The organism is Streptomyces sp. NPDC001858 (genome assembly GCF_053594615.1).
The window spans coordinates 21,791-40,791 of sequence record NZ_JBSFEV010000031.1; the positions used below are offsets into that span (position 1 = coordinate 21,791).

A 19,001-nucleotide genomic window follows, 5' to 3' on the forward strand; every position below is an offset into this window, starting at 1 on the left:
GCCACAACTGGTGGACCTATGAACTACTCGCCGGGGTGGCCGAGTTCGATGTCGTGCCCGTCGACGTCGACGCCGGCGCCCGCGACGGTCAGCGCGGTGGCCACCGGCGGGTAGCCGGTCGCGATGACCGTGTACTCGCCGCCGTCCAGGTCGGCGAAGGCGTACGCCCCGTCCGTGCCGGTGGTCGCCGTGCCGATCACGTTGCCCGCCGCGTCCACGAGCGTCACCCGCGCGTCGGCCAGCGGACCGTACGGCGCCCGGACGACACCCCGGAGCTGTGCACCCGCGTCGAGGACGACCTCCACCCGGGTCACGCCCGTGGCGCCGACCTCGACGGGCAGGGCGCGCGGCCGGAACCCGACGGCGTTCACCGCGACGGTCACGGCGCCCGGCACCAGCTCGGTCAGGGCGAACTCGCCCTGCGCCCCGGTCGCCGCGGTGGCCAGCAGATCGCCGCGCACATCGGTGACGATCACCATCGCGTCCTTGACGCCGTCGCCCGACTCGGCGGCCCGCACGACACCGCTGAGCCCACTGGTCCCGCTGAGCAGGATGTCGTACGCGACCGGCTCGCCGTTCACGACGACCGTGGAGGCCTGCGGCTGGAACCCGTCCGCGGCGGCGATCAGCACATACGAACCCGTACCCGGCGCGTCCAGCCCGTAGGAACCGTCGGCCTGCGCGACCGACCGGCCGAGCTGCCGTCCGGCGAGCGAGATCAGAGTGACTGCGGCCTGCGGGACGGGCGCACTCTCCGCGCCGCGCACGAAGCCGTGCACCGGGATGCCGCCCGAGTCCGCGGCGACCTGCGGCGCTTCGACGGTGGCGACGGCGGCGACGGCGGCCCAGCTGGGCACCTTCTCCTCGGCGGCAGCGGCAGCGGCAGTGGCAGTGGCAGCGACCTCGGCCGAGGTCGTCGAAGCCGGGGTCTCCGAAGCCGGGGTCTCCGTCTCGGCCGGTGCGCCCTTCGACCGCAGCGGGACCTCCTTGATGAACAGGGTGATCAGGAAGGCGAGCAGCGCCAGACCGGCCGCGATCAGGAAGACGTCCGCGATGCCGTGGCCGTACGCGCTCTCCATGACCGTGCGCAGCGGCGCGGGCAGCTTGTCCATGTCCGGGATCGCGCCGGAGGAGCTCGAACCGGAGGCGAGGGAGGCGTACTTGGGGCCGAGGTCGGCGAAGCCGTCCTTGGCGTAGTCGGCGATGCGGTTGGCCATGACGGCGCCCAGCGCCGAGACGCCCATCGCACCGCCGAGCGACCGGAAGAAGGTGACGGTGGAGCTGGCCGCGCCGAGGTCCCTGGCGTCGACCTGGTTCTGCGTGGACAGGACCAGGTTCTGCATCATCATGCCGACGCCGAGACCCAGCAGCGCCATGAAGACCGCGGTCTTCCAGTAGTCCGTGTCATAGCGGATCGTGCCGAGCAGTCCGAGGCCGGCCGTGATGAGCACACCACCGCTGACCAGCCAGGCCTTCCACTTGCCGGTGCGGGTGATGAACTGCCCGGAGACGGTGGAGGAGACGAACAGGCCGCCGATCATCGGGATCGTCATGACGCCCGACATCGTCGGCGACTCGTTGCGGGCCAGCTGGAAGTACTGGGCGAAGAACACCGTGCCGGAGAACATCGCCACGCCGACGAACAGCGAGGCGAGGGAGGAGAGGGCGATGGTCCGGTTGCGGAACAGCCGCAGCGGGATGATCGGCTCGGCCGCCCGCGACTCCACGAACACGAAGACGAGCCCGAGCAGGATCGAACCGGCGATCAACGCGCCCGTCTGCCACGACAGCCAGTCGTACTTGTCACCGGCGAAGGTGACCCAGACCAGCAGCAGCGACACGGCCGCCGAGATGAAGAACGCGCCGGCCCAGTCGACCTTGACGTCCCGCTTCACGACCGGCAGGTGCAGGGTCTTCTGCAGCACGATCAGCGCGAGGACGGCGAACGGCACGCCGACGTAGAAGCACCAGCGCCAGCCGAGCCAGCTGGTGTCCGTGATGACACCGCCGAGCAGCGGACCGCCGACGGTGGCGACGGCGAACGTCGCGCCGAGGTAGCCGGAGTAACGGCCGCGCTCACGCGGCGAGATCATCGCCGCCATGACGATCTGGGCGAGCGCGGACAGACCGCCGACGCCGACGCCCTGCACGACCCGGCAGGCGATCAGCATCCCGGAGTTCTGCGCCAGCCCGGCCGCCGCCGAACCGAGCACATAGATGACGAGCGCTATCTGGACGAGCGCCTTCTTGTCGTAGAGGTCGGCGAGCTTGCCCCAGAGCGGGGTGGTCGCCGTCATCGCCAGCAGGGTGGCGGTCACGACCCAGGTGTAGGCGGACTGTCCGCCGCCGAGGTCGCCGATGATCTCCGGAAGGGCGTTCGAGACGATCGTGGACGACAGGATCGCCACGAACATCCCGAGCAGCAGCCCGGAGAGCGCCTCCATGATCTGCCGGTGGGTCATCGGAGCGGCCTCGGCGGAGCCGTGGGACCCTCCGCCGTGCTTCGCGTGTGCCCGCACACCGGCTGGTGTGGTCGTTGCCATGAGCTTCCTTCTCTTACGTTGCTTCCGCGGGTGTACGGGTGGTCGCTGTTCGTTCGCTTACGGGAACAGGGGGCGGAGGCTCGGGCGGCGGCACCGGCTCGGGTGCGGGCTCGCGCGGCGGTCGGTGCGCGATCGTCCGGCACTCGCCGAAGCTGGTGCGCAGCCGGGTCAGCAGCCCGATGAGCAGGCCGACCTCGGCGTCCGTCCAGTCGTCCAGCCGCTCCGCCAGCAGCTCGACGCTGCGCCGGGACAGCTCGGCGAGCATCACGTGGCCCGCCGGGGTGATGCGCAGGATGCGGGAGCGTTTGTCCGCCGGGTCCGGGGAGCGCTCCAGCCAGCCCCGCTCGGCGAGATGCGCGACATGCCTGCTGGTCACCGACATGTCGACGGCGAGCAGCTCGGAGAGGTTGCTCATGCGCATGTCCCCGTGGCGGCCGAGCAGCGCCAGTACGGCGGCCGAGCCCGCGGAGCAGTCCTGCGGCAGGTTCCGCCCGAGGTCCCGCTTGACGGCGCCGACGGCGCTGAGCTGTCGTGCCAGTTCCTCGTACTGGGCCTGCGCGGCCATCACGCCTCCCGGCATCTCCCTGTTTCGTTGCTTAGGGCAACCATAGAAGCAGTTGGTTGCTGCAGGCAAATAAAAATGGTGCAAGCGCCGCAAAAAGTTGGCAAAGGCAAGTATTGCGAGGGTAAATGTGCAGGTCGGCTCGGCCGGACGGGCCGACCGCGCGGAGGCTGCGGAGGCTGTGGCGACCCCCACTTGGGCCGCACCCACCGTTTTCGCTAGTGTCTCGGCCCATGGCTAACACGCAGGGCCCCCAGGGCAATCACGACCCCGCCGGCAGCACCCAGATGTTCCGCGCGTTCGTCGACGAGGGCGCCCCTCGGGCCGCCCAGCCGGCTCCCGCGCCGGCCGGCCCCCGCATCGGCCTGATCGTCGGCGTCGTCGCCGCGGTCCTGATCGTCGCGGCGGTCGCTTGGCTGGCGCTGAAGTAGGCAGTCCTCGAAGTACGCGGTTCTACGCAGCCCTCCTAGGTAAGTCCTCCTCACTCCCACCGCACGGAGACGTCCCGCGTCTCGACATGCATGCCCAGCGGGACGCGCCATACGTCGACGCACACCCGCCAAGTCCGCTCGCCGCGCGCACCGGCGGCGATCGGCGTCGGAAGCGGGGCCGTCGACTCACGGGTGGCCCAGTCGATGCCGAGCGCGTCGACGACGTGCGTCCCGAAGGTGACCGTGCCGGAACCCACCGCCGTGCCGCCGGAGTTGTGGAAGGCGAGGGTCACGTCCTCGCACCACCGCTGATCCGTGCCCGCACGCACCGGCTCGCTCACGGAGAGGGCGGCCGGCCCGGCGGGCACGCCGCCCGAGGGGGCCGGGGACGGGGCCGTGGGCGTCGGCGCGGGGGAGTTCGGTGGCGCAGGTCCGCCCCCGCCTCCGTGGTCGCCCTGGCCGCTTCCGCTGCCCTGGCCGCTCTCGCTGGTCGAGGCCTGCGGCAAACCGGAACGGGGATCGGTGCGGCGCGAGGCGTCGTCCCCCGCCTCTTTTTCCGCGGTCGCCCCTGGGTCGGGTTTCCCGTCCGTGGAGCCGCCGTCCAGCGGAACGAGCCGCACGCCGCCCGTCGGGCCCGCAGAGCCGCCCGTATGAGTGCCCGGCGGCGCCGGGTCGCCCGCCGCGCCGATGGCGACGTAGTCGCCGCCCTGGCCGCCGCCACCGCAGCCGGCCAGCAGTCCCGCCGCTCCCACCACGACGGCGGCCGCCGACGCGCCCCATAAGGCGCCCCGGCCGCCACGTGCCCGTGTCGGACTTCGCATCGCGACAGTCTGGCTGACACTCCGTCAGGAAGGAAGTCCCCGTCCCCTGCCCTGAGGCAGGTCAGTCGGAGATCAGGCCCTCGCGCAGCTGGGCCAGGGTCCGCGTGAGGAGGCGGGAGACGTGCATCTGGGAGATGCCGACCTCCTCGCCGATCTGGGACTGGGTCATGTTGGCGAAGAAGCGCAGCATGATGATCCGGCGCTCCCGAGGCGGCAGCTTGGCCAGCAGCGGCTTCAGCGACTCGCGGTACTCCACGCCCTCCAGGGCCGTGTCCTCGTAGCCGAGGCGGTCGGCCAGGGAGCCCTCGCCGCCGTCGTCCTCCGGGGCCGGGGAGTCCAGCGAGGAGGCCGTGTAGGCGTTGCCGACCGCGAGGCCGTCGACGACGTCCTCCTCGGACACGCCCAGCACCGCGGCGAGTTCGGCGACCGTCGGGGAGCGGTCCAGCTTCTGGGAGAGCTCGTCGCTGGCCTTGGTGAGGGCCAGGCGCAGCTCCTGGAGGCGGCGCGGGACGCGCACCGACCACGACGTGTCGCGGAAGAAGCGCTTGATCTCGCCCACGACCGTCGGCATCGCGAACGTGGGGAACTCCACGCCCCGTTCGCAGTCGAAGCGGTCGATCGCCTTGATCAGGCCGATGGTGCCGACCTGGACGATGTCCTCCATCGGCTCGTTGCGCGAGCGGAAGCGGGCCGCCGCGTACCGCACCAGCGGGAGGTTGAGCTCGATGAGGGTGTCCCGGACGTACACGCGCTCGGGGCTGTCCTCGGCGAGCGTGGCCAGTCGCAGGAACAGGGAGCGGGACAGGGTGCGGGTGTCGATGGCCCCCGTGGCCGTGAGGGCCGGGGCTTCGGGGGCCTCGGGGGCCATGACGTCGTCGAGCACGTCGGGCTCGACAGGCACGACGGGCGCGGATTCGCTCTTCGTGAGCGTGAGCACCTTCGAGCTGCCCTGGTCTGCGGACATGCCACCCCCTTTGGGTCGCGGGACGGTCGCGGCGAACGCTCTTGCTTGAGGAACGTCAGCCTTCACCTGAATACCGGAGCCGAGGCCTCGGCAAACGCGCTTCCGGCAGAATGTCACATGTCGGCAACACGCTGTAGTGACATGTCGACATGTGAGTGACGAAACAGCCCTGGAAACAGGGGGTGTGACGGTTTTTCAGCCCAGATCGGCCGGGAATTGCCGTGTTGACGGATTCGCTCCCAGCGGTGATGACTCGCTCGTGCTTGCGATCCCCGATCGAGCTACGTGTCCGGGCCCCGGATCAGGCTTCGATGCGGTTGGCCGAGCGCAGTCGCTGGAAGCTGCGCGCGAGCAGCCGGGAGACGTGCATCTGGGACACCCCGAGCTCCGCGCTGATCTGGGACTGCGTCAGATTGCTGTAGTAGCGCAGGAGGAGGATGCGCTGCTCGCGCTCCGGGAGCTGGACCAGGAGGTGGCGGACGAGGTCGCGGTGCTCCACGCCGTCCAGGGCCGGGTCCTCGTAGCCGAGGCGGTCCAGCAGGCCCGGCAGGCCGTCGCCCTCCTGGGCCGCCTCCAGCGAGGTGGCGTGGTACGAGCGGCCCGCCTCGATGCAGGAGAGCACCTCGTCTTCGGCGATGCGCAGCCGCTCGGCGATCTCGGCCGTCGTCGGCGTGCGGCCGAAGGCGGTGGTGAGGTCCTCGGTCGCGCCGTTGACCTGCACCCACAACTCGTGCAGCCGGCGCGGCACGTGGACCGTGCGGACGTTGTCCCGGAAGTACCGCTTGATCTCGCCGACGACCGTGGGCATGGCGAACGTCGGGAACTGCACGCCCCGGTCCGGGTCGAAGCGGTCGATGGCGTTGATGAGGCCGATGGTGCCGACCTGGACGACGTCCTCCATCGGCTCGTTGCGGGAGCGGAAGCGGGCGGCCGCGTAGCGCACGAGCGGGAGGTTGGCCTCGATGAGCGCCCCGCGCACCCGGTTGTGCTCCGGCGTGCCCGGCTGCAGCTCCTTGAGTTCGGCGAACAGCACCTGGGTCAGCGCCCGGGTGTCGGCGCCGCGCCGCCGCTCGGGCGTCAGGACGGCTTCGGGGGCGGGCGTCGGCACGGTGTCCGGGGCGGGTGCTGGCGCGGGTGCCGGGGGTGCCTCTTCCTGGGGCGGCGCAGTACTGGCCGACACGGTCAACGCCACCTCTTCGTCAGGTCAACATCGGTCAACTCATCCGTCAAAAGCGGTCATAGCATCACAAGACATGTGCACTGTGTGCAAGCACCCCATAACCCCGTGTTGAGGGAGAAGTTGGGCAATTACTCGCCGTTCGGACGCGCAAAAGCCCCCCGCCGTTCCGGCGGAGGGCTCTGTACCGGCGAAGTGCCGACGGCTCAGAACTCGTAGTCGGCGACCACCCAGGTGGCGAACTCCCGCCACAGCGCGACGCCCGCCTGATGGGCCGGGTGCTCGAGGTACCGCTTCAGCGCGTCCGCGTCCTCGACGGCCGAGTTGATGGCGAAGTCGTAGGCGATGGGGCGGTCGCTGAGGTTCCAGCCCAGCTCCCAGAACCGCAGTTCGCCGATCTGCCCGTCCAGGGCCCGGAAGGCCGCTTCGCCCCGCACGACCCGGGGATCGTCGCGCTCGACACCGTCGTTGAGCTTGAAAAGGACCAGGTGGCGGATCATGGGCACTCCCGTACGTGCTACTTCGCCCCGTCGGCGAGCCAGGTGAAGAAGTCCCCGATGGCCTTGGCGGCGTCCGATATGCCCTCGAAGCCTATCTGGACGTAGTCCGCCGCCTTGGACGGGTCCGTGATGATCACGTAGAGCACGAAGACCACGAGTACGTAGACGGCGATCTTTTTGGCGTTCACCGCCACCTGGCCTCCCCTGTAAGCGCCCACTCGGGCCCCTGTTGACGGCGGCGAGTGTAACCGTAAGTGCGCTTTTCACACCGCTTTTTGAGCGCGTGCGGCGAGTTCCTGAGCGACACGCGAGCCGAAGCGTGAACCGAGGCGTGAACCGATCGGGGCCCCTCGTCCGATGAGGGGGGAGAGCGCACCCGACGCGAAGGACGCGGGGCGCGAAGGGACCGAACGAGAGGGAAGAAGAATGCTGGGACTGATGGACCTGCCGCTCGCCGCTCTGATGCTGCTCGCCGCTTTGCTGGTCCTGTCGGCGCTCGTCGACTGCGCCCGCACCCCCGCCGAGCGCGTCCGGTACCTGCCGAAGCTGCTGTGGCTGCTCTTCCTGCTGCACGCCCCGGTCGTCGGCGGCCTCGTCTGGCTGTACCTGGGCAAGAAGCCGATACCGAACACGGCGAAGGGCCCGACCCCTGGGGTCGAGCCCTTCGCTCAAGCGCGGTAGCGGAGGGATTTGAACCCTCGGTGACTTGCGCCACACTCGCTTTCGAGGCGAGCTCCTTCGGCCGCTCGGACACGCTACCGAGAGAGACCTTACAGCACGGTGAGCCCCGGTTTGAAATCGGTATTCGGAGGAGGTCGGGCGAGGGCTCAGCGGTCGCGGAAGAACTCCGTGAGGAGCTCCGCGCAGCTCTCCGCGAGGACGCCCTCGACGACCTCCGGGCGGTGGTTGAGCCGCCGGTCGCGGACGACGTCCCACAGGGAGCCGACCGCGCCCGCCTTGTCGTCACGGGCGCCGTAGACGACCCGGTCCACCCGGGACTGCACGAGGGCGCCCGCGCACATCGTGCAGGGTTCGAGGGTCACCACCAGCGTGCAGCCGGACAGCCGCCACTTGCCGAGCGCGGCGGCCGCCCGCCGGACGGCGAGCACCTCCGCGTGGGCGGTCGGATCGCCGCCGGCCTCACGTTCGTTGTGGCCGGCCGCGAGGACCGTCGTGCCGTCCGGACCCAGCACGACGGCGCCGACCGGGACGTCTCCGCCGTCACCGGCCAGCCTGGCCTCTTCCAGGGCGAGCCGCATCGCGGCCCGCCAGCGGTCACGGACGGGGTCGGGCGTCCGACCCCGGTCGGGTGCGGTCAGCGGACGGTCTCCAGGACCTCCGAGGCGCCCAGGGCCTCGGCGATCTCGGTGACGGCGTCCTCGGACAGCGACCTCAGTTCCTTCTCGCCGACGCCGAGGTCGTCGAGGATGCGGGCGTCGCCGACCGGACCGTGCGGCACGGCTTCGGCGGAGCCGGCGGCCTCGGCGCCACCGGAGTCCTCATCGTCGTTGTCGTTGTCGTTCTCACCGTCCTCGGTGCCGTCGAGGTCGAGGGCGTCCAGGTCGTCGTCGTCACCCGGATCCCTTCCGAGCAGTTCGTCGGTGAGCAGGATCTCGCCGTACGAGCTGCGGGCGGCGGCTGCGGCGTCGGAGACGAAGATGCGAGGGTCCTCCTCGCCGTCGATACGGACGACTCCGAACCAGGAGTCCTCCTGCTCGATCAGCACGAGCACCGTGTCGTCGTCGGGAGAGGCTTCCCGGGCCAGGTCGGCCAGATCCGACAGGGTCTCCACATCGTCGAGCTCTGTGTCGCTCGCTTCCCACCCGTCTTCGGTGCGCGCGAGCAGTGCGGCGAAGTACACCGTGACTCTCCCACTGGTCATAGGCGTGCCGGTTGGGGGTCCCCCCGGCGGAGGTTACGGGCGGAGAGAGAGCTCAGGCTCCGAGCCCCACCCACTCGGAATCGTGGCAGAAACAAGGCGTTCAGGGGACGTCTTCGGCTCCCTGTGTCCGGTGGTTTTGATCGCACGTCCTTGGTGACGTCCGTGCGCGACTCACCAGCACACTCGTTGCGGCCACGAGCGGATCGTACGCGGCTTTCCCGTGCGCCCACGCACGCCCACCCCCTGCGACACCCGGGATGGTGGCGATCTTCCCCGTATGCCCCAAAGTCCCGTACGGCCGCGGTCACCAGCGGAAGGCGCGCATGCGCATCGCGTGGCGCAGGCGAGCGGTCTTCGCGCGGCGCGGCGAGACCCGGTCGCGCAGTGCGCGGGCCTCGGCCGGCTCGCGCAGGAACCGGGCGCGGCGCCGACGGCGCTCGGCGTCGGTCCCGGCGGGCTCCGCCCCTCGCGGCCCTTCGTCGTCGGACAGGTCGGACATCAGCACATCACCCCGGGCACCCCGGTCCCTCTGCACACCTTTCCCCCACTTTCCCTCCGACGGGCGGTTTGATGCGAGCGAACGGAGCAGGCCCGGGGGACGGCGGGGCGGGTGCGGCCCGGTTACTGTTGTGGCCATGCGTCTCCACGTCGTCGACCACCCCCTGGTCGCCCACAAGCTCACCACGCTGCGCGACCAGCGCACGGACTCCGCGACCTTCCGCCGGCTGGCCGACGAGCTGGTCACCCTGCTCGCCTACGAGGCCACGCGTGACGTGCGCACCGAGCAGGTCGACATCAAGACGCCGGTCGCCTCGACCACCGGCGTGAAGCTGTCCTACCCGCGCCCGCTGGTCGTGCCGATCCTGCGCGCGGGCCTCGGCATGCTGGACGGCATGATGCGGCTGCTGCCGACCGCCGAGGTGGGCTTCCTGGGCATGATCCGCAACGAGGAGACGCTGGAGGCGTCCACGTACGCCACGCGCATGCCGGAGGACCTCTCCGGCCGCCAGGTGTACGTCCTGGACCCGATGCTGGCCACCGGCGGCACGCTGGTCGCCGCGATCCGCGAGCTGATCCGGCGCGGCGCCGACGACGTCACGGCCGTGGTGCTGCTCGCCGCCCCCGAGGGCGTACAGATCATGGAGCGCGAGCTCGCGGGCACCCCGGTCACGGTCGTCACGGCGGCCGTCGACGACCATCTGAACGAGCACGGCTACATCGTCCCGGGCCTCGGAGACGCGGGCGACCGCCTGTACGGCGCAGCCGAGTAACCGTCGCGCAGGCGGCGCGCCCCTTTAGGGGCGCGGGGAACTGCGCGACCAGCCACGACGGCGCCGCAGCCAAACGACGGCACATCGCGGCACTGACAGTGGAGCGCTCAGCAGCTTCGCTTCGTGGACGCCGTCGGCTGAGGTTCGGACAGGGCCGTCAGGGCCTTGGCCGCGGCCACCTGCGGGGTCAGGCTCTTGAAGCCGTTGCCGATGATCAGGTCGACGGCCGTGCCCGTGCGGGCGGCGTCGGTGCGGCGCTCGGCGGTGCCGAGCTGCGTGGCGAGGACCGGCAGCGAGCTGTTCAGCGAGGCCGCGGGGCCGAGCAGTATCCCGGTGCCGGTGACCTTCTTGTCGTACTGCTTGCTCGCGTTGCCCACCTCGCCGATCTTGAAGCCGCGTTTCTTCAGCTCGTCCGCGGTGGTCTTGGCGAGACCGCTGCGGGTCGTGGCGTTGAAGACGTTCACGGTGATCTGGGCGGGCTTGGGCACCGCGCCCGTGGCCGAGGCGGCGCCCGCGGCAGCGGAGGCGGAAGCGGAGGGTGCGGCGCCTGCCTTCGTCGAGTTCTTCACGCAGGAGGCGCCGGCCGCCGAGGCCGTCCCGCCGCCGCCCGTGAAGACGTCGATGAGCTGCAGAGTGCCCGAGCCGGCCACGCCGAGCACAGCACCGCAGCCGACGACCACGACGGCCAGCCTGCCGCGTCGTCGGTGGGGGCGCATGCGGGGGTATTTGTCCCCCGTGATCCGGTATTTGCCGCCCATGCCGGGGGGAGTCAGCATGCTCATGGGCGCAGCGTAGTGCGCCCGGGCGGCCGTGACTAATAAAGGATCATCCGACACCGCATGCGGGCACGAGAAAGAACCCGAACGGGTCAACCCCGGGGTTCATCAGGGGCCTTCGACGGGCTTGCGACCGGCTCGCGGCAGGCCTCGCTACGGGCTTGCGACCGGCTCGCGCGACCGGCTTGCGACAGGCTCGCTACCGAGCTCAGTCCAGCTCGAGCACACGCGCGTGCAGCACCTGTCGCTGCTGGAGCGCCGCCCGCACCGCGCGGTGCAGCCCGTCCTCCAGATACAGGTCGCCCTGCCACTTCACGACGTGCGCGAAGAGGTCGCCGTAGAACGTGGAGTCCTCCGCGAGCAGGGTTTCCAGGTCGAGCTGCTGCTTGGTGGTCACCAGCTGATCGAGGCGGACCGGGCGCGGCGCGACGTCCGCCCACTGCCGGGTGCTTTCCCGGCCGTGGTCGGGGTACGGCCGGCCGTTTCCGATGCGCTTGAAGATCACACGGAAAGCCTACCGGTCCTGACGTTCCGGGCGCAGCCATGGAGACGGAGTGCGACGCTGGAAAAGACGTGATGAACGGGGGTAAAACGGAATGAGGGGCTGCCGATGAGCGAGTCGACGGGCGCCGCGGACATCGCCGCCGGGTACGCCTTCACCGGCCCCGCCCTCGACCTGGGCGCGCTCTTGTGGGACGGCGCGTGCCTGCCCGACGCCCCGGTCCGCATCCCCCTCCCCATGCTGAACAGGCACGGCCTGGTCGCGGGCGCGACCGGCACCGGAAAGACCAAGACGCTCCAGCTGATCGCCGAGCAGCTCTCGGCGCAGGGCGTCCCGGTCTTCCTCGCGGACGTCAAGGGCGATCTGTCCGGGGTGTCGGCTCCCGGGGCGGCGAACGACAGGGTCCGGGGACGGGCCGCGGAAGTCGGCCAGAAATGGACGGCGACGGGCTTCCCGGCCGAGTTCTACGCGCTCGGCGGCCTCGGTCACGGCATTCCGCTGCGGGCCACGATCACCAGCTTCGGCCCCGTGCTCCTCGCCAAGGTGCTCCAGCTCAACCGGACCCAGGAACAGTCCCTCGGCCTGGTCTTCCACTACGCGGACACCAAGGGCCTGGAGCTGGTCGACCTCAAGGACCTGAGGTCCGTCGTCGCTTTCCTCACCTCCGACGAGGGCAAGGCGGAGCTGAAGAGCATCGGCGGGCTGTCGACGGCCACCGCCGGGGTGATCCTGCGCTCCCTCACCGCGTTCGAGGCCCAGGGCATGGCGAGCTTCTTCGGCGAGCCGGAGTTCGACACGGCCGACCTCCTGCGCACGGCGGCCGACGGCCGCGGGATCGTCTCGGTGCTCGAACTGCCCGCCGTCCAGGACAAGCCGCAGCTCTTCTCGACGTTCCTGATGTGGCTGCTGGCCGACCTTTTCCACGACCTCCCGGAGGTCGGCGACGCGGACAAGCCGGGGCTCGTCTTCTTCTTCGACGAGGCGCATCTGCTCTTCAGCGACGCGTCCAAGGCGTTCCTCGACTCCATCACGCAGACCGTCCGGCTGATTCGCTCGAAAGGGGTCGGCGTGTTCTTCGTCACGCAGACCCCGAAGGATGTACCCGGCGACGTCCTCGCCCAGCTCGGCAACCGGGTCCAGCACGCGCTGCGGGCCTTCACCCCGGACGACCAGAAGGCCCTCAAAGCCACGGTGAAGACGTTTCCCGACTCCGCCTACGACCTGGAGGAGCTGCTCACCGGGCTCGGCACCGGGGAGGCCGTCGTCACCGTCCTCAGCGAGAAGGGGGCACCGACCCCGGTCGCCGCGACCCGGCTGCGCGCTCCCGAGTCGCTGATGGGCCCGGTGGACGGCCCGGAGCTCGACCGGGCGGTGCGGGCGTCCCCGCTCCACGAGCGGTATGCACAGGCTGTGGACAGAGAATCGGCGTTCGAGAAACTGGCGGCCCGGGAAGCGAGCGAGGCCGCCCGTCCGGAGCCGAAGGAGACCAAGGGAGCCAAAGGGGCCACGGCCAAGGAGCCCAGGGAGCCCAGGGAACCCAAGGCGGAGCCCTCCGTGGTCGAGCAGGTCGTCGGCAGCGGCATGTTCAAGTCGCTGGCCCGGTCCGTCGGCACGCAGATCGGCCGCGAGATCACCCGTTCGCTCTTCGGCACGGCCCGGCGGAGGCGGTAGTCCGCCTCCGCCGATCGGTCAGCGGTCCCGATTCTCCCGGGGCTGCTGCGGACGCTCCTCCTTCACCGGCGGCTTGGGTGCGCTGCGGGCGGCCTCCGCGCGCAACAGGGCGCGCAGGACGGCGTACGGGTCTACGGGCATGACACTTTCCCTCGCATGTTCCTCTGGTCCTTGCGTGCGTGCTGACGGGCCTGGGGGGACGGCCTCGGTCAGCAGCGCAGGACCACGGTGCGCAGGGTGTGCAGGGCGTACGGGGTGCGCGGCGGCGCGGGGCGCGGCCGGTCCGCGGGGACGCCGGGCGCGGGGGCCGGGAGCGGCGCGGGGCGCAGGGGCGCGGCGGGACGATGGGCGCGGGCGCCGGAGGCGGGTCGCAGCGCCGTGTCGAGGACGTCGTACTCGGTGATCTCGGCGGCGGCGACCGGCGCCGCGGAGAGCTCGCCGGGCGGGCCCGGCGTCAGCAGGGCGAGGAGCACGGCGAGCACCCGCAGCCAGGCGCGGCTGCGGGAGCGACTGCGTGCGGTGCTCATGGGAGGTGATCTCCCCGCGACACGCCCGGCGTTCAGCACGCCGGACGGGAGAATCACCTGTACGGGGGAGGGGCGTACGGCGGCCGCCCCGGGCCGGATCTAGTTCTCTGCCGTCTTGGCGGCCTTCGCCGCCGCCTTCATCTCCTGCTTGTGCGCGCGGACCTTCGCCAGCGATTCCGGGCCGGTGATGTCGGCGATGGACCGGAAGGACTTCGCCTCGCCGTACGCGCCGGCCGCCTCCCGCCAGCCCGTGGGCCGTACGCCGAGCTGCTTGCCCAGCAGGGCGAGGAAGATCTGCGCCTTCTGCTTGCCGAAGCCGGGCAGTTCCTCGAGCCGCTTCAGCAGCTCCTTGCCGCTGCCGGCGTCCTTCCAGACGGCCCCGGCGTCACCGTCGTAGTGCTCGACGAGGTACTGGCAGAGCTGTTGGATGCGCTTGGCCATGGAGCCGGGGTAGCGGTGCACGGCGGGCTTGTCGGAGAGCAGCGCGACGAAGGCCTCCGGGTCCTGGGCGGCGATGTCGTGCGCGTCCAGGTCGTCGGCGCCGAGCCGGTCGGCGATGGTCCGGGGGCCCTTGAACGCCCACTCCATCGGAACCTGCTGGTCCAGCAGCATCCCGACCAGCGCGGCGAGCGGGGACCGCCCGAGGAGCTCGTCGGCCTCGGGGTCCTGGGAGAGGTGAAGGGTGACGTCCATGCGTAGATGATCCCGCCTGCGCCCCGAAGGGGCGCGGGGAACTGCGCGACCAGCCACGATGGCGCCGCAGCGGAACGACTGCACAGCTCGGCACATCGCGGCACCCCCAGCGGAGCGCTCAGCTCGCGCGCCAGTACCCCAGTGCGTGCAGCCGGTCCTTCGGTACGCCGAGTTCCTTGCGGACGTACGCCGACAGCGTCCGGGTGGTGCGGGTGTCGCAGGCGATCCAGACGTACGGGTCGGGGGTGGACCGCAGCAGCTCGGGCAGCTCGGCCTTCACCCGTTCGACGAGGTGGGCGCCGGAGTCCTGCCGGGGCACGCGCCGTATTCCTCGTGGTCGGCGACCCGGCCTCGACGCGGGCGCGCTCGGCGGCGCACCGGCGACCGTCTGGTGCCGGGTCGGGGGCGACCAGGGTGTAGGCCCGCTGGTGCGGCCGGCCGGCGTTCTCGAACCAGAGCCGGACCCATATCGTCGGGTGGACGCCGGTGGCGGCGAGCAGTCCGCCGTCCGAGAGGTGCAGTCGGCGGTAGTGCCCGGTGACCTCCTCCACCCCCGTGACGGTGAGGGTGAAGTCTTTCGCGCGCATCAATGTGAGGACCGCGCCCTCCCAGCCCCGCCCCTGCGCCATGACGTCTTCACCCCTCGCGTACGATTCCGGGACGACCAACTTAGGCAAGCCTAACCTAAAGAAAAGCGGGGCCACAGGTGACTGCCAAGATCTACCGTGACGCCTGGGGCGTCCCACATCTGCGCGCCGACAGCGCCCACGCGCTCGCCCGCCTCCAGGGGCTGGTCACCGCCCGCGACCGCGCCTGGCAGCTGGAGGTCGAACGGCACCGCGCGCGGGGCACCTCGGCCGCCTTCCTCGGCCCCGAGGCCCTCTCCTGGGACAGATTCGTGCGCCGCGCCCGCCTCGACGACACGGCGAGACGCTGCTTCGACCAGCTGGTGCGACAGGACCCGGAGACGGCCGACTGGCTTCGGGCCTACGTCGACGGCGTCAACGAGGGGCTGACCGCCGGCGCAGCCGTCGCGACCGCCCCCGAGTTCGCCCGGGTCGGCCTCGCCCCCGGCCGCTGGGAGCCCTGGACCCCGCTCGCCGTCTGGCTGGCCACGCACATCCTGTTCGCCGGGTTCCCCGCCAAGCTGTGGCGCGAGGAGGCCGCCCGGCACCTCGGCCCCGAGGCGATCGGACTGTTCGCCACCGACGGACCCGGCACCTCCGGCAGCAACGGCTGGCTGGTCGGCGGCGACCGCACGGTCACCGGACAGGCCGTCATCGCCGGCGACCCGCACCGCTTCATCGAGGACCCCGGCGTCTACCAGCAGATCCGCCTCGCCTGTGACGAGTTCGACGTCGTCGGCCTCGCCGTCCCCGGAGTCCCCGGCATCGCGCACTTCGGCCACACCGGCACCGTCGCCTGGGCCATCACCAACGCCATGGCCGACTACCAGGACCTCTACCGCGAACGGCTGCGCCGCACCGGCGCGGGCGTCGAGGCCCTGGGCCCGGACGGCGTCTGGCGGCGCGTCGCCCGGCACACCGAACTCGTGCGCGTGGCGGGGGAGGAGACCGTCGAGGTCGAGGTCCTGGAGACCGAGCGCGGACCGGTGATCGCCGGGGGACCCGAGGGCCTCGACGACGGCTCCCCGCTCGCGCTGAGCCTGCGCTACCCGCCCCGCGTCACCGCCGACCTGGGCTTCTCCGCGCTCCTCCCGTTGTTGCGGGCCCGCCGGGTCGCCGACGTGGACCGCGCCTTCGACCGCTGGGCCGAGCCGGTCAACGTCGTGCAGGCCGCCGACACCTCGGGCGGGCTGCTGCACCGGGTCGCCGGCCGGGTGCCGCTGCGCGCCGAGGCCAACGGCACCCGGCTGGTCGCCGCCTGGGAACCCGGCCACGAGTGGACCGGCTGGCACGAGATGCCCCACACGGGACTGGCCGACGGCGTCGCCGTGATGGCCAACCAGCGCGGCCCGGCGACGGAGTTGGGCGTCGAGTTCGCCGCGCCGCACCGCGCCGACCGGATCCGGGAGCTGCTCGCGGAACGCCGGCGGTGGTCCGCCGCCGACATGCCGGCGATCCACACGGACACGTATCTGGCCTCCGCGGCACCCCTGTTGGAACAGATCGCGGCCCTGGACGCACTGACCGGCCCGGCCGCCGAACTCCGCGACCGCCTGCTGCGCTGGAACCGCCGGATGGAGGCCGACAGCGAGGCGGCGGCCGGGTTCGCGGCCCTGCGCAGCGCGTTGGTCCGCCGCCTCGCCGCGCAGCCGGCCTTCGCGGGCCTCACCGGCCCGCCCGCCTACCCGGAGGTCTTCCTCCCCTGGCTCGCCCTCGTCCCGCGCATCGGTTTCGCCCTGCAACACCTCCTGCGCGCCGAGGAGCTGTACGGGATCGACCGGCCGGCCCTCGTGCGGGAGGCCCTGGAGGAGGTCGCCGGGCAGCCGGCCGCCCCCTGGGGCGACACCCACCGCCTCGCCGCCTGGCGGGCGCTTCCCGACCTCGAGGACAAGCCCCCGGCCCTCGCCGGCGATCACGACTGCGTGCTCTGCACCTCGGCCGTGCCCGGCTGGACCGACCTCGCCGCCCGCGGACCGGCCGCCCGTTACGTGTGGGACCTGGCCCGCCGCGAGGACAGCCTGTGGGTCGTCCCGTACGGCGCGTCGGGCGTCCCGGACCACCCCCACCACCAGGACCAGCTGCCCCTGTGGCTCAAGGGCGAACTGGCCCCGGTCGTCACCGACTGGGCGCAGCTGACGAAGGAGAGCGATGTCTGACCGTCATGTCGGGTATGTCCACGAAGGGCGGGTCGACGGGTTCGGCACCGTCCGCCTGCGACCCCTGGACGCCGAGGCCGACGCGGACGTCGTCCACTCCTGGGTGAGCGAGGAGCGGGCCGTGTTCTGGGGCATGAACGGTCTGACGCGGGACCAGGTCGCCGAGATCTACGCCCACCTGGCCGGCCTCGACACCCATCACGCCTTCCTGGCCGAGCTGGACGGCGTCCCGGTCGCCCTGCTCCAGACCTACGAGCCGGACGCGGACCGGGTCGGCGAGGTCTACCGGGTCGAGCCCGGAGACATCGGCATCCACCTGCTCATCGCGCCGACCGGCGAACACGGCATCCGGCCCGGCTGGTCGGCGGCGCTGATGGGCGAGTTCGCCGCGTACGTGCTCGTCGGCCTGGACCGACGCCGGGTCGTGGTGGACCCCGATGTCGGCAACGAGAGGGCGATCGCCCGCTTCCTGCGGCAGGGCTTCGAGGAGGGGCCGGCCGTCACCCTGCCGGAGATCGTCCTGCCGGACGTGCACCTGCCGGAGAAGAAGGCGCAACTGGCCTTCCTGCGTCGGGAGGTAGCGTTCCCCGGGTGACCTCACCGCTCACCCCCGAAGACCTCGTCGCGCACTACAAGCTGGAGCCGCTACCGCGAGAGGGCGGTCTGTTCCGCCGCACCTGGGCGGGGCCCGAGGGACCGGACGGCCGCCCCGCCGGCTCCGCGATCGTCGCGCTGCTCACCGCCGGCGACCACTCGGCCCTGCACCGCCTGCCCACCGACGAGGTCTGGCACTTCTACCTCGGCGACCCGCTGGAGCTGCTCCTCCTCTCCCCCGACGGCACCTCCCGCACGGCGGTGCTCGGCCCGGACGTCCTCGGCGGACACCAGCCGCAGCTCACCGTGCCCGCCCGCACCTGGATGGGCGCGCGGGTGGCCGCCGGGGCCGCCTGGAGCTTCCTCGGCTGCACGATGGCCCCCGGCTTCACCTACGCGGACTACGAACACGGGGACGCGGCCCGGCTCACGGCGCGTTACCCGGACCGGGCGCCCCTGATCAGGGAACTGTGCCGTCCATGACGTTGCTGGCGGGCCGGGTGGCCCTGATCACGGGGGCGAGCGGCGGCATCGGCCGCGGCATCGCGCTGCGGTTCGCCCAGGAGGGCGCGGCGGTGGCGCTGCACTGCCGCACGGGCGAGGCGGCGGCCCGGGCGCTCGCGCGGGAGATCGGCGAGCGGGCCGTCGTCCTGCCGGGCGCGGACCTCACCGTCGAGGACGACTGCCGCAGCGTGGTGACGCAGGCCGCCGAATGGGGCGGCGGACGGCTCGACGCCCTGGTCAACAACGCGGGCGTCCAGCCGGTCCAGCCGCTGCCCCAGATGACCGCGGCGGACTGGCGGGCGGTCGTGGACACCAACCTGACCAGCGTGTTCGCCTGCACCCAGGCGGCGGCGCAGGCGATGCGGGAGCACGGCGGGACCATCACCCACATCGCCTGCGTCGAGGCGGGCGGCCCGGCGCCGGGCCACGCCCACTACGCCGCCGCCAAGGCCGCCGTCGTGCTGCACGCGCGGGCGGCGGCACAGGAGTACGGGCCGTTCGGCATCCGCGTCAACACGGTCTCGCCCGGTCTCATCGACCGGGAGGGCCTGGCCGAGGCCTGGCCCGAGGGCGTACGGCGCTGGCGGGCGGCGGCCGCCGTGGGCCGACTCGGCCGCCCGGAGGACGTCGGCGACGCCTGCGTCTTCCTCGCCTCGCCGCTCGCGTCCTGGATCACCGGGCACGACCTGGTGGTGGACGGCGGGGTGTCCGCCCGGCCGACCTGGTGAACCGGATGCCCGATGCATGCGTACGTATCTCCGAGCACGGCAGTCTCGAGTCTCAGGCAAGACGGAGCGGTGA

23 protein-coding genes, 1 tRNA gene and 1 pseudogene are annotated in these 19,001 nt (G+C 71.8%); 8 read left to right on the top strand and 17 right to left on the bottom strand.

Annotation, left to right across the window (positions count from 1 at the left end; genetic code table 11):
- Positions 1–23: 23 nt before the first annotated feature.
- A complete protein-coding gene (locus ACWCPF_RS33020; protein ID WP_451048782.1) occupies positions 24–2,543 on the bottom strand; it encodes an MFS transporter in 2,520 nt (839 codons plus the stop codon).
- A gap of 13 nt (positions 2,544–2,556) precedes the next feature.
- Positions 2,557–3,108 (bottom strand): MarR family winged helix-turn-helix transcriptional regulator, encoded by a 552-nt coding sequence (locus ACWCPF_RS33025; RefSeq protein WP_451048783.1) that lies wholly within the window; start codon positions 3,106–3,108, stop codon positions 2,557–2,559.
- Positions 3,109–3,338: 230 nt separating this feature from the next.
- On the opposite strand from ACWCPF_RS33025, the gene ACWCPF_RS33030 reads away from it, so the two are divergent.
- Complete coding sequence (locus ACWCPF_RS33030) at positions 3,339–3,536, top strand: hypothetical protein (RefSeq protein ID WP_451048784.1); 198 nt, start codon at positions 3,339–3,341, stop codon at positions 3,534–3,536.
- 50 nt (positions 3,537–3,586) lie between these two features.
- On the opposite strand, the gene ACWCPF_RS33035 is transcribed toward ACWCPF_RS33030, so the two are convergent.
- The 5 genes from ACWCPF_RS33035 to ACWCPF_RS33055 all read right to left on the bottom strand — a co-directional run bounded on the left by ACWCPF_RS33035 (position 3,587) and on the right by ACWCPF_RS33055 (position 7,186).
- A complete protein-coding gene (locus ACWCPF_RS33035) occupies positions 3,587–4,357 on the bottom strand; it encodes a hypothetical protein (protein WP_451048785.1) in 771 nt (256 codons plus the stop codon).
- Between the two features lie 61 nt (positions 4,358–4,418).
- Entirely contained in the window at positions 4,419–5,321 is a 903-nt protein-coding gene (locus ACWCPF_RS33040; RefSeq protein ID WP_351907853.1) for an RNA polymerase sigma factor SigF, read from the bottom strand.
- A gap of 301 nt (positions 5,322–5,622) precedes the next feature.
- Entirely contained in the window at positions 5,623–6,507 is an 885-nt protein-coding gene (locus ACWCPF_RS33045) for an RNA polymerase sigma factor SigF (protein ID WP_451048786.1), read from the bottom strand.
- Between the two features lie 197 nt (positions 6,508–6,704).
- Positions 6,705–6,998, bottom strand: a complete 294-nt coding sequence (locus ACWCPF_RS33050; RefSeq protein WP_451048787.1) for a Dabb family protein — start codon at positions 6,996–6,998, stop codon at positions 6,705–6,707.
- Between the two features lie 17 nt (positions 6,999–7,015).
- Positions 7,016–7,186, bottom strand: a complete 171-nt coding sequence (locus ACWCPF_RS33055) for a hypothetical protein (RefSeq protein ID WP_351907891.1) — start codon at positions 7,184–7,186, stop codon at positions 7,016–7,018.
- A gap of 238 nt (positions 7,187–7,424) precedes the next feature.
- On the opposite strand from ACWCPF_RS33055, the gene ACWCPF_RS33060 reads away from it, so the two are divergent.
- Positions 7,425–7,679 (top strand): PLDc N-terminal domain-containing protein, encoded by a 255-nt coding sequence (locus ACWCPF_RS33060; protein WP_451048788.1) that lies wholly within the window; start codon positions 7,425–7,427, stop codon positions 7,677–7,679.
- Here ACWCPF_RS33060 and ACWCPF_RS33065 read toward each other — a convergent pair.
- The 4 genes from ACWCPF_RS33065 to ACWCPF_RS33080 form a co-directional block, all read right to left on the bottom strand.
- Positions 7,674–7,758 (bottom strand) — tRNA-Ser (locus tag ACWCPF_RS33065). The two genes, ACWCPF_RS33060 and ACWCPF_RS33065, sit on opposite strands and share 6 nt — an antisense overlap.
- A 67-nt stretch (positions 7,759–7,825) precedes the next feature.
- On the bottom strand, positions 7,826–8,257 hold the full coding sequence (gene tadA / locus ACWCPF_RS33070) for a tRNA adenosine(34) deaminase TadA (RefSeq protein ID WP_451048789.1): 432 nt from the start codon (positions 8,255–8,257) through the stop codon (positions 7,826–7,828).
- Between the two features lie 56 nt (positions 8,258–8,313).
- Positions 8,314–8,859: a tRNA adenosine deaminase-associated protein gene (locus ACWCPF_RS33075; RefSeq protein ID WP_351907889.1), complete on the bottom strand. Its 546-nt coding sequence runs from the start codon at positions 8,857–8,859 to the stop codon at positions 8,314–8,316.
- A 325-nt stretch (positions 8,860–9,184) separates the two neighbouring features.
- Complete coding sequence (locus ACWCPF_RS33080; protein WP_451048790.1) at positions 9,185–9,379, bottom strand: hypothetical protein; 195 nt, start codon at positions 9,377–9,379, stop codon at positions 9,185–9,187.
- 136 nt (positions 9,380–9,515) lie between these two features.
- Here ACWCPF_RS33080 and upp point away from each other — a divergent pair, with 136 nt between their 5' ends.
- Positions 9,516–10,151: a uracil phosphoribosyltransferase gene (gene upp / locus ACWCPF_RS33085; protein ID WP_451048791.1), complete on the top strand. Its 636-nt coding sequence runs from the start codon at positions 9,516–9,518 to the stop codon at positions 10,149–10,151.
- 107 nt (positions 10,152–10,258) lie between these two features.
- Here upp and ACWCPF_RS33090 read toward each other — a convergent pair whose 3' ends face one another.
- Both ACWCPF_RS33090 and ACWCPF_RS33095 read right to left on the bottom strand, forming a co-directional pair.
- A complete protein-coding gene (locus ACWCPF_RS33090; protein WP_451048845.1) occupies positions 10,259–10,909 on the bottom strand; it encodes a LytR C-terminal domain-containing protein in 651 nt (216 codons plus the stop codon).
- 226 nt (positions 10,910–11,135) lie between these two features.
- On the bottom strand, positions 11,136–11,432 hold the full coding sequence (locus ACWCPF_RS33095) for a type II toxin-antitoxin system VapB family antitoxin (protein WP_004943146.1): 297 nt from the start codon (positions 11,430–11,432) through the stop codon (positions 11,136–11,138).
- A 105-nt stretch (positions 11,433–11,537) separates the two neighbouring features.
- On the opposite strand from ACWCPF_RS33095, the gene ACWCPF_RS33100 reads away from it, so the two are divergent.
- Entirely contained in the window at positions 11,538–13,100 is a 1,563-nt protein-coding gene (locus tag ACWCPF_RS33100; RefSeq protein ID WP_451048792.1) for a helicase HerA-like domain-containing protein, read from the top strand.
- Between the two features lie 18 nt (positions 13,101–13,118).
- On the opposite strand, the gene ACWCPF_RS33105 is transcribed toward ACWCPF_RS33100, so the two are convergent.
- From ACWCPF_RS33105 to ACWCPF_RS33120, 4 genes and pseudogenes are all read right to left on the bottom strand, one after another.
- Positions 13,119–13,241 (bottom strand): hypothetical protein, encoded by a 123-nt coding sequence (locus ACWCPF_RS33105; protein WP_451048793.1) that lies wholly within the window; start codon positions 13,239–13,241, stop codon positions 13,119–13,121.
- A gap of 68 nt (positions 13,242–13,309) precedes the next feature.
- The gene (locus ACWCPF_RS33110) at positions 13,310–13,627 is read right to left on the bottom strand and encodes a hypothetical protein (protein ID WP_451048794.1); all 318 of its coding nucleotides are present in this window, start codon (positions 13,625–13,627) and stop codon (positions 13,310–13,312) included.
- 99 nt (positions 13,628–13,726) lie between these two features.
- Positions 13,727–14,320 carry an HhH-GPD-type base excision DNA repair protein gene (locus tag ACWCPF_RS33115; protein ID WP_451048795.1) on the bottom strand — a complete coding sequence of 198 codons (594 nt, stop codon included), beginning with the start codon at positions 14,318–14,320 and terminating at the stop codon, positions 13,727–13,729.
- A 118-nt stretch (positions 14,321–14,438) separates the two neighbouring features.
- A pseudogene (locus tag ACWCPF_RS33120) lies at positions 14,439–14,949 on the bottom strand (SIP domain-containing protein).
- 77 nt (positions 14,950–15,026) lie between these two features.
- Between ACWCPF_RS33120 and ACWCPF_RS33125 the strand changes: the two are divergent.
- The 4 genes from ACWCPF_RS33125 to ACWCPF_RS33140 are packed head-to-tail and all read left to right on the top strand — an operon-like array spanning position 15,027 to position 18,928.
- Positions 15,027–17,102 carry a penicillin acylase family protein gene (locus ACWCPF_RS33125; protein ID WP_451048796.1) on the top strand — a complete coding sequence of 692 codons (2,076 nt, stop codon included), beginning with the start codon at positions 15,027–15,029 and terminating at the stop codon, positions 17,100–17,102.
- Complete coding sequence (locus ACWCPF_RS33130) at positions 17,095–17,697, top strand: GNAT family N-acetyltransferase (RefSeq protein ID WP_451048797.1); 603 nt, start codon at positions 17,095–17,097, stop codon at positions 17,695–17,697. Before ACWCPF_RS33125 ends, ACWCPF_RS33130 begins: the two co-directional genes overlap by 8 nt.
- Positions 17,694–18,179 carry a cupin domain-containing protein gene (locus ACWCPF_RS33135; RefSeq protein WP_451048798.1) on the top strand — a complete coding sequence of 162 codons (486 nt, stop codon included), beginning with the start codon at positions 17,694–17,696 and terminating at the stop codon, positions 18,177–18,179. Before ACWCPF_RS33130 ends, ACWCPF_RS33135 begins: the two co-directional genes overlap by 4 nt.
- Positions 18,176–18,928 (top strand): SDR family NAD(P)-dependent oxidoreductase, encoded by a 753-nt coding sequence (locus ACWCPF_RS33140; protein ID WP_451048799.1) that lies wholly within the window; start codon positions 18,176–18,178, stop codon positions 18,926–18,928. The genes ACWCPF_RS33135 and ACWCPF_RS33140 overlap by 4 nt, the downstream gene beginning before the upstream one ends.
- Positions 18,929–19,001: the final 73 nt, after the last annotated feature.

What these genes read in the sequence shown, in the direction of transcription:
- ACWCPF_RS33020 (WP_451048782.1), bottom strand. Translation starts at nt 2,543, where the DNA reads ATGGCAACGACCACACCAGCCGGTGTGCGGGCACACGCGAAGCACGGC.
- ACWCPF_RS33025 (WP_451048783.1), bottom strand. Translation starts at nt 3,108, where the DNA reads ATGGCCGCGCAGGCCCAGTACGAGGAACTGGCACGACAGCTCAGCGCC.
- ACWCPF_RS33030 (WP_451048784.1), top strand. Translation starts at nt 3,339, where the DNA reads ATGGCTAACACGCAGGGCCCCCAGGGCAATCACGACCCCGCCGGCAGC.
- ACWCPF_RS33035 (WP_451048785.1), bottom strand. Translation starts at nt 4,357, where the DNA reads ATGCGAAGTCCGACACGGGCACGTGGCGGCCGGGGCGCCTTATGGGGC.
- ACWCPF_RS33040 (WP_351907853.1), bottom strand. Translation starts at nt 5,321, where the DNA reads ATGTCCGCAGACCAGGGCAGCTCGAAGGTGCTCACGCTCACGAAGAGC.
- ACWCPF_RS33050 (WP_451048787.1), bottom strand. Translation starts at nt 6,998, where the DNA reads ATGATCCGCCACCTGGTCCTTTTCAAGCTCAACGACGGTGTCGAGCGC.
- ACWCPF_RS33060 (WP_451048788.1), top strand. Translation starts at nt 7,425, where the DNA reads ATGCTGGGACTGATGGACCTGCCGCTCGCCGCTCTGATGCTGCTCGCC.
- tadA (WP_451048789.1), bottom strand. Translation starts at nt 8,257, where the DNA reads ATGCGGCTCGCCCTGGAAGAGGCCAGGCTGGCCGGTGACGGCGGAGAC.
- ACWCPF_RS33080 (WP_451048790.1), bottom strand. Translation starts at nt 9,379, where the DNA reads ATGTCCGACCTGTCCGACGACGAAGGGCCGCGAGGGGCGGAGCCCGCC.
- upp (WP_451048791.1), top strand. Translation starts at nt 9,516, where the DNA reads ATGCGTCTCCACGTCGTCGACCACCCCCTGGTCGCCCACAAGCTCACC.
- ACWCPF_RS33090 (WP_451048845.1), bottom strand. Translation starts at nt 10,909, where the DNA reads ATGGGCGGCAAATACCGGATCACGGGGGACAAATACCCCCGCATGCGC.
- ACWCPF_RS33100 (WP_451048792.1), top strand. Translation starts at nt 11,538, where the DNA reads ATGAGCGAGTCGACGGGCGCCGCGGACATCGCCGCCGGGTACGCCTTC.
- ACWCPF_RS33105 (WP_451048793.1), bottom strand. Translation starts at nt 13,241, where the DNA reads ATGCCCGTAGACCCGTACGCCGTCCTGCGCGCCCTGTTGCGCGCGGAG.
- ACWCPF_RS33110 (WP_451048794.1), bottom strand. Translation starts at nt 13,627, where the DNA reads ATGAGCACCGCACGCAGTCGCTCCCGCAGCCGCGCCTGGCTGCGGGTG.
- ACWCPF_RS33115 (WP_451048795.1), bottom strand. Translation starts at nt 14,320, where the DNA reads ATGGACGTCACCCTTCACCTCTCCCAGGACCCCGAGGCCGACGAGCTC.
- ACWCPF_RS33130 (WP_451048797.1), top strand. Translation starts at nt 17,095, where the DNA reads ATGTCTGACCGTCATGTCGGGTATGTCCACGAAGGGCGGGTCGACGGG.
- ACWCPF_RS33140 (WP_451048799.1), top strand. Translation starts at nt 18,176, where the DNA reads ATGACGTTGCTGGCGGGCCGGGTGGCCCTGATCACGGGGGCGAGCGGC.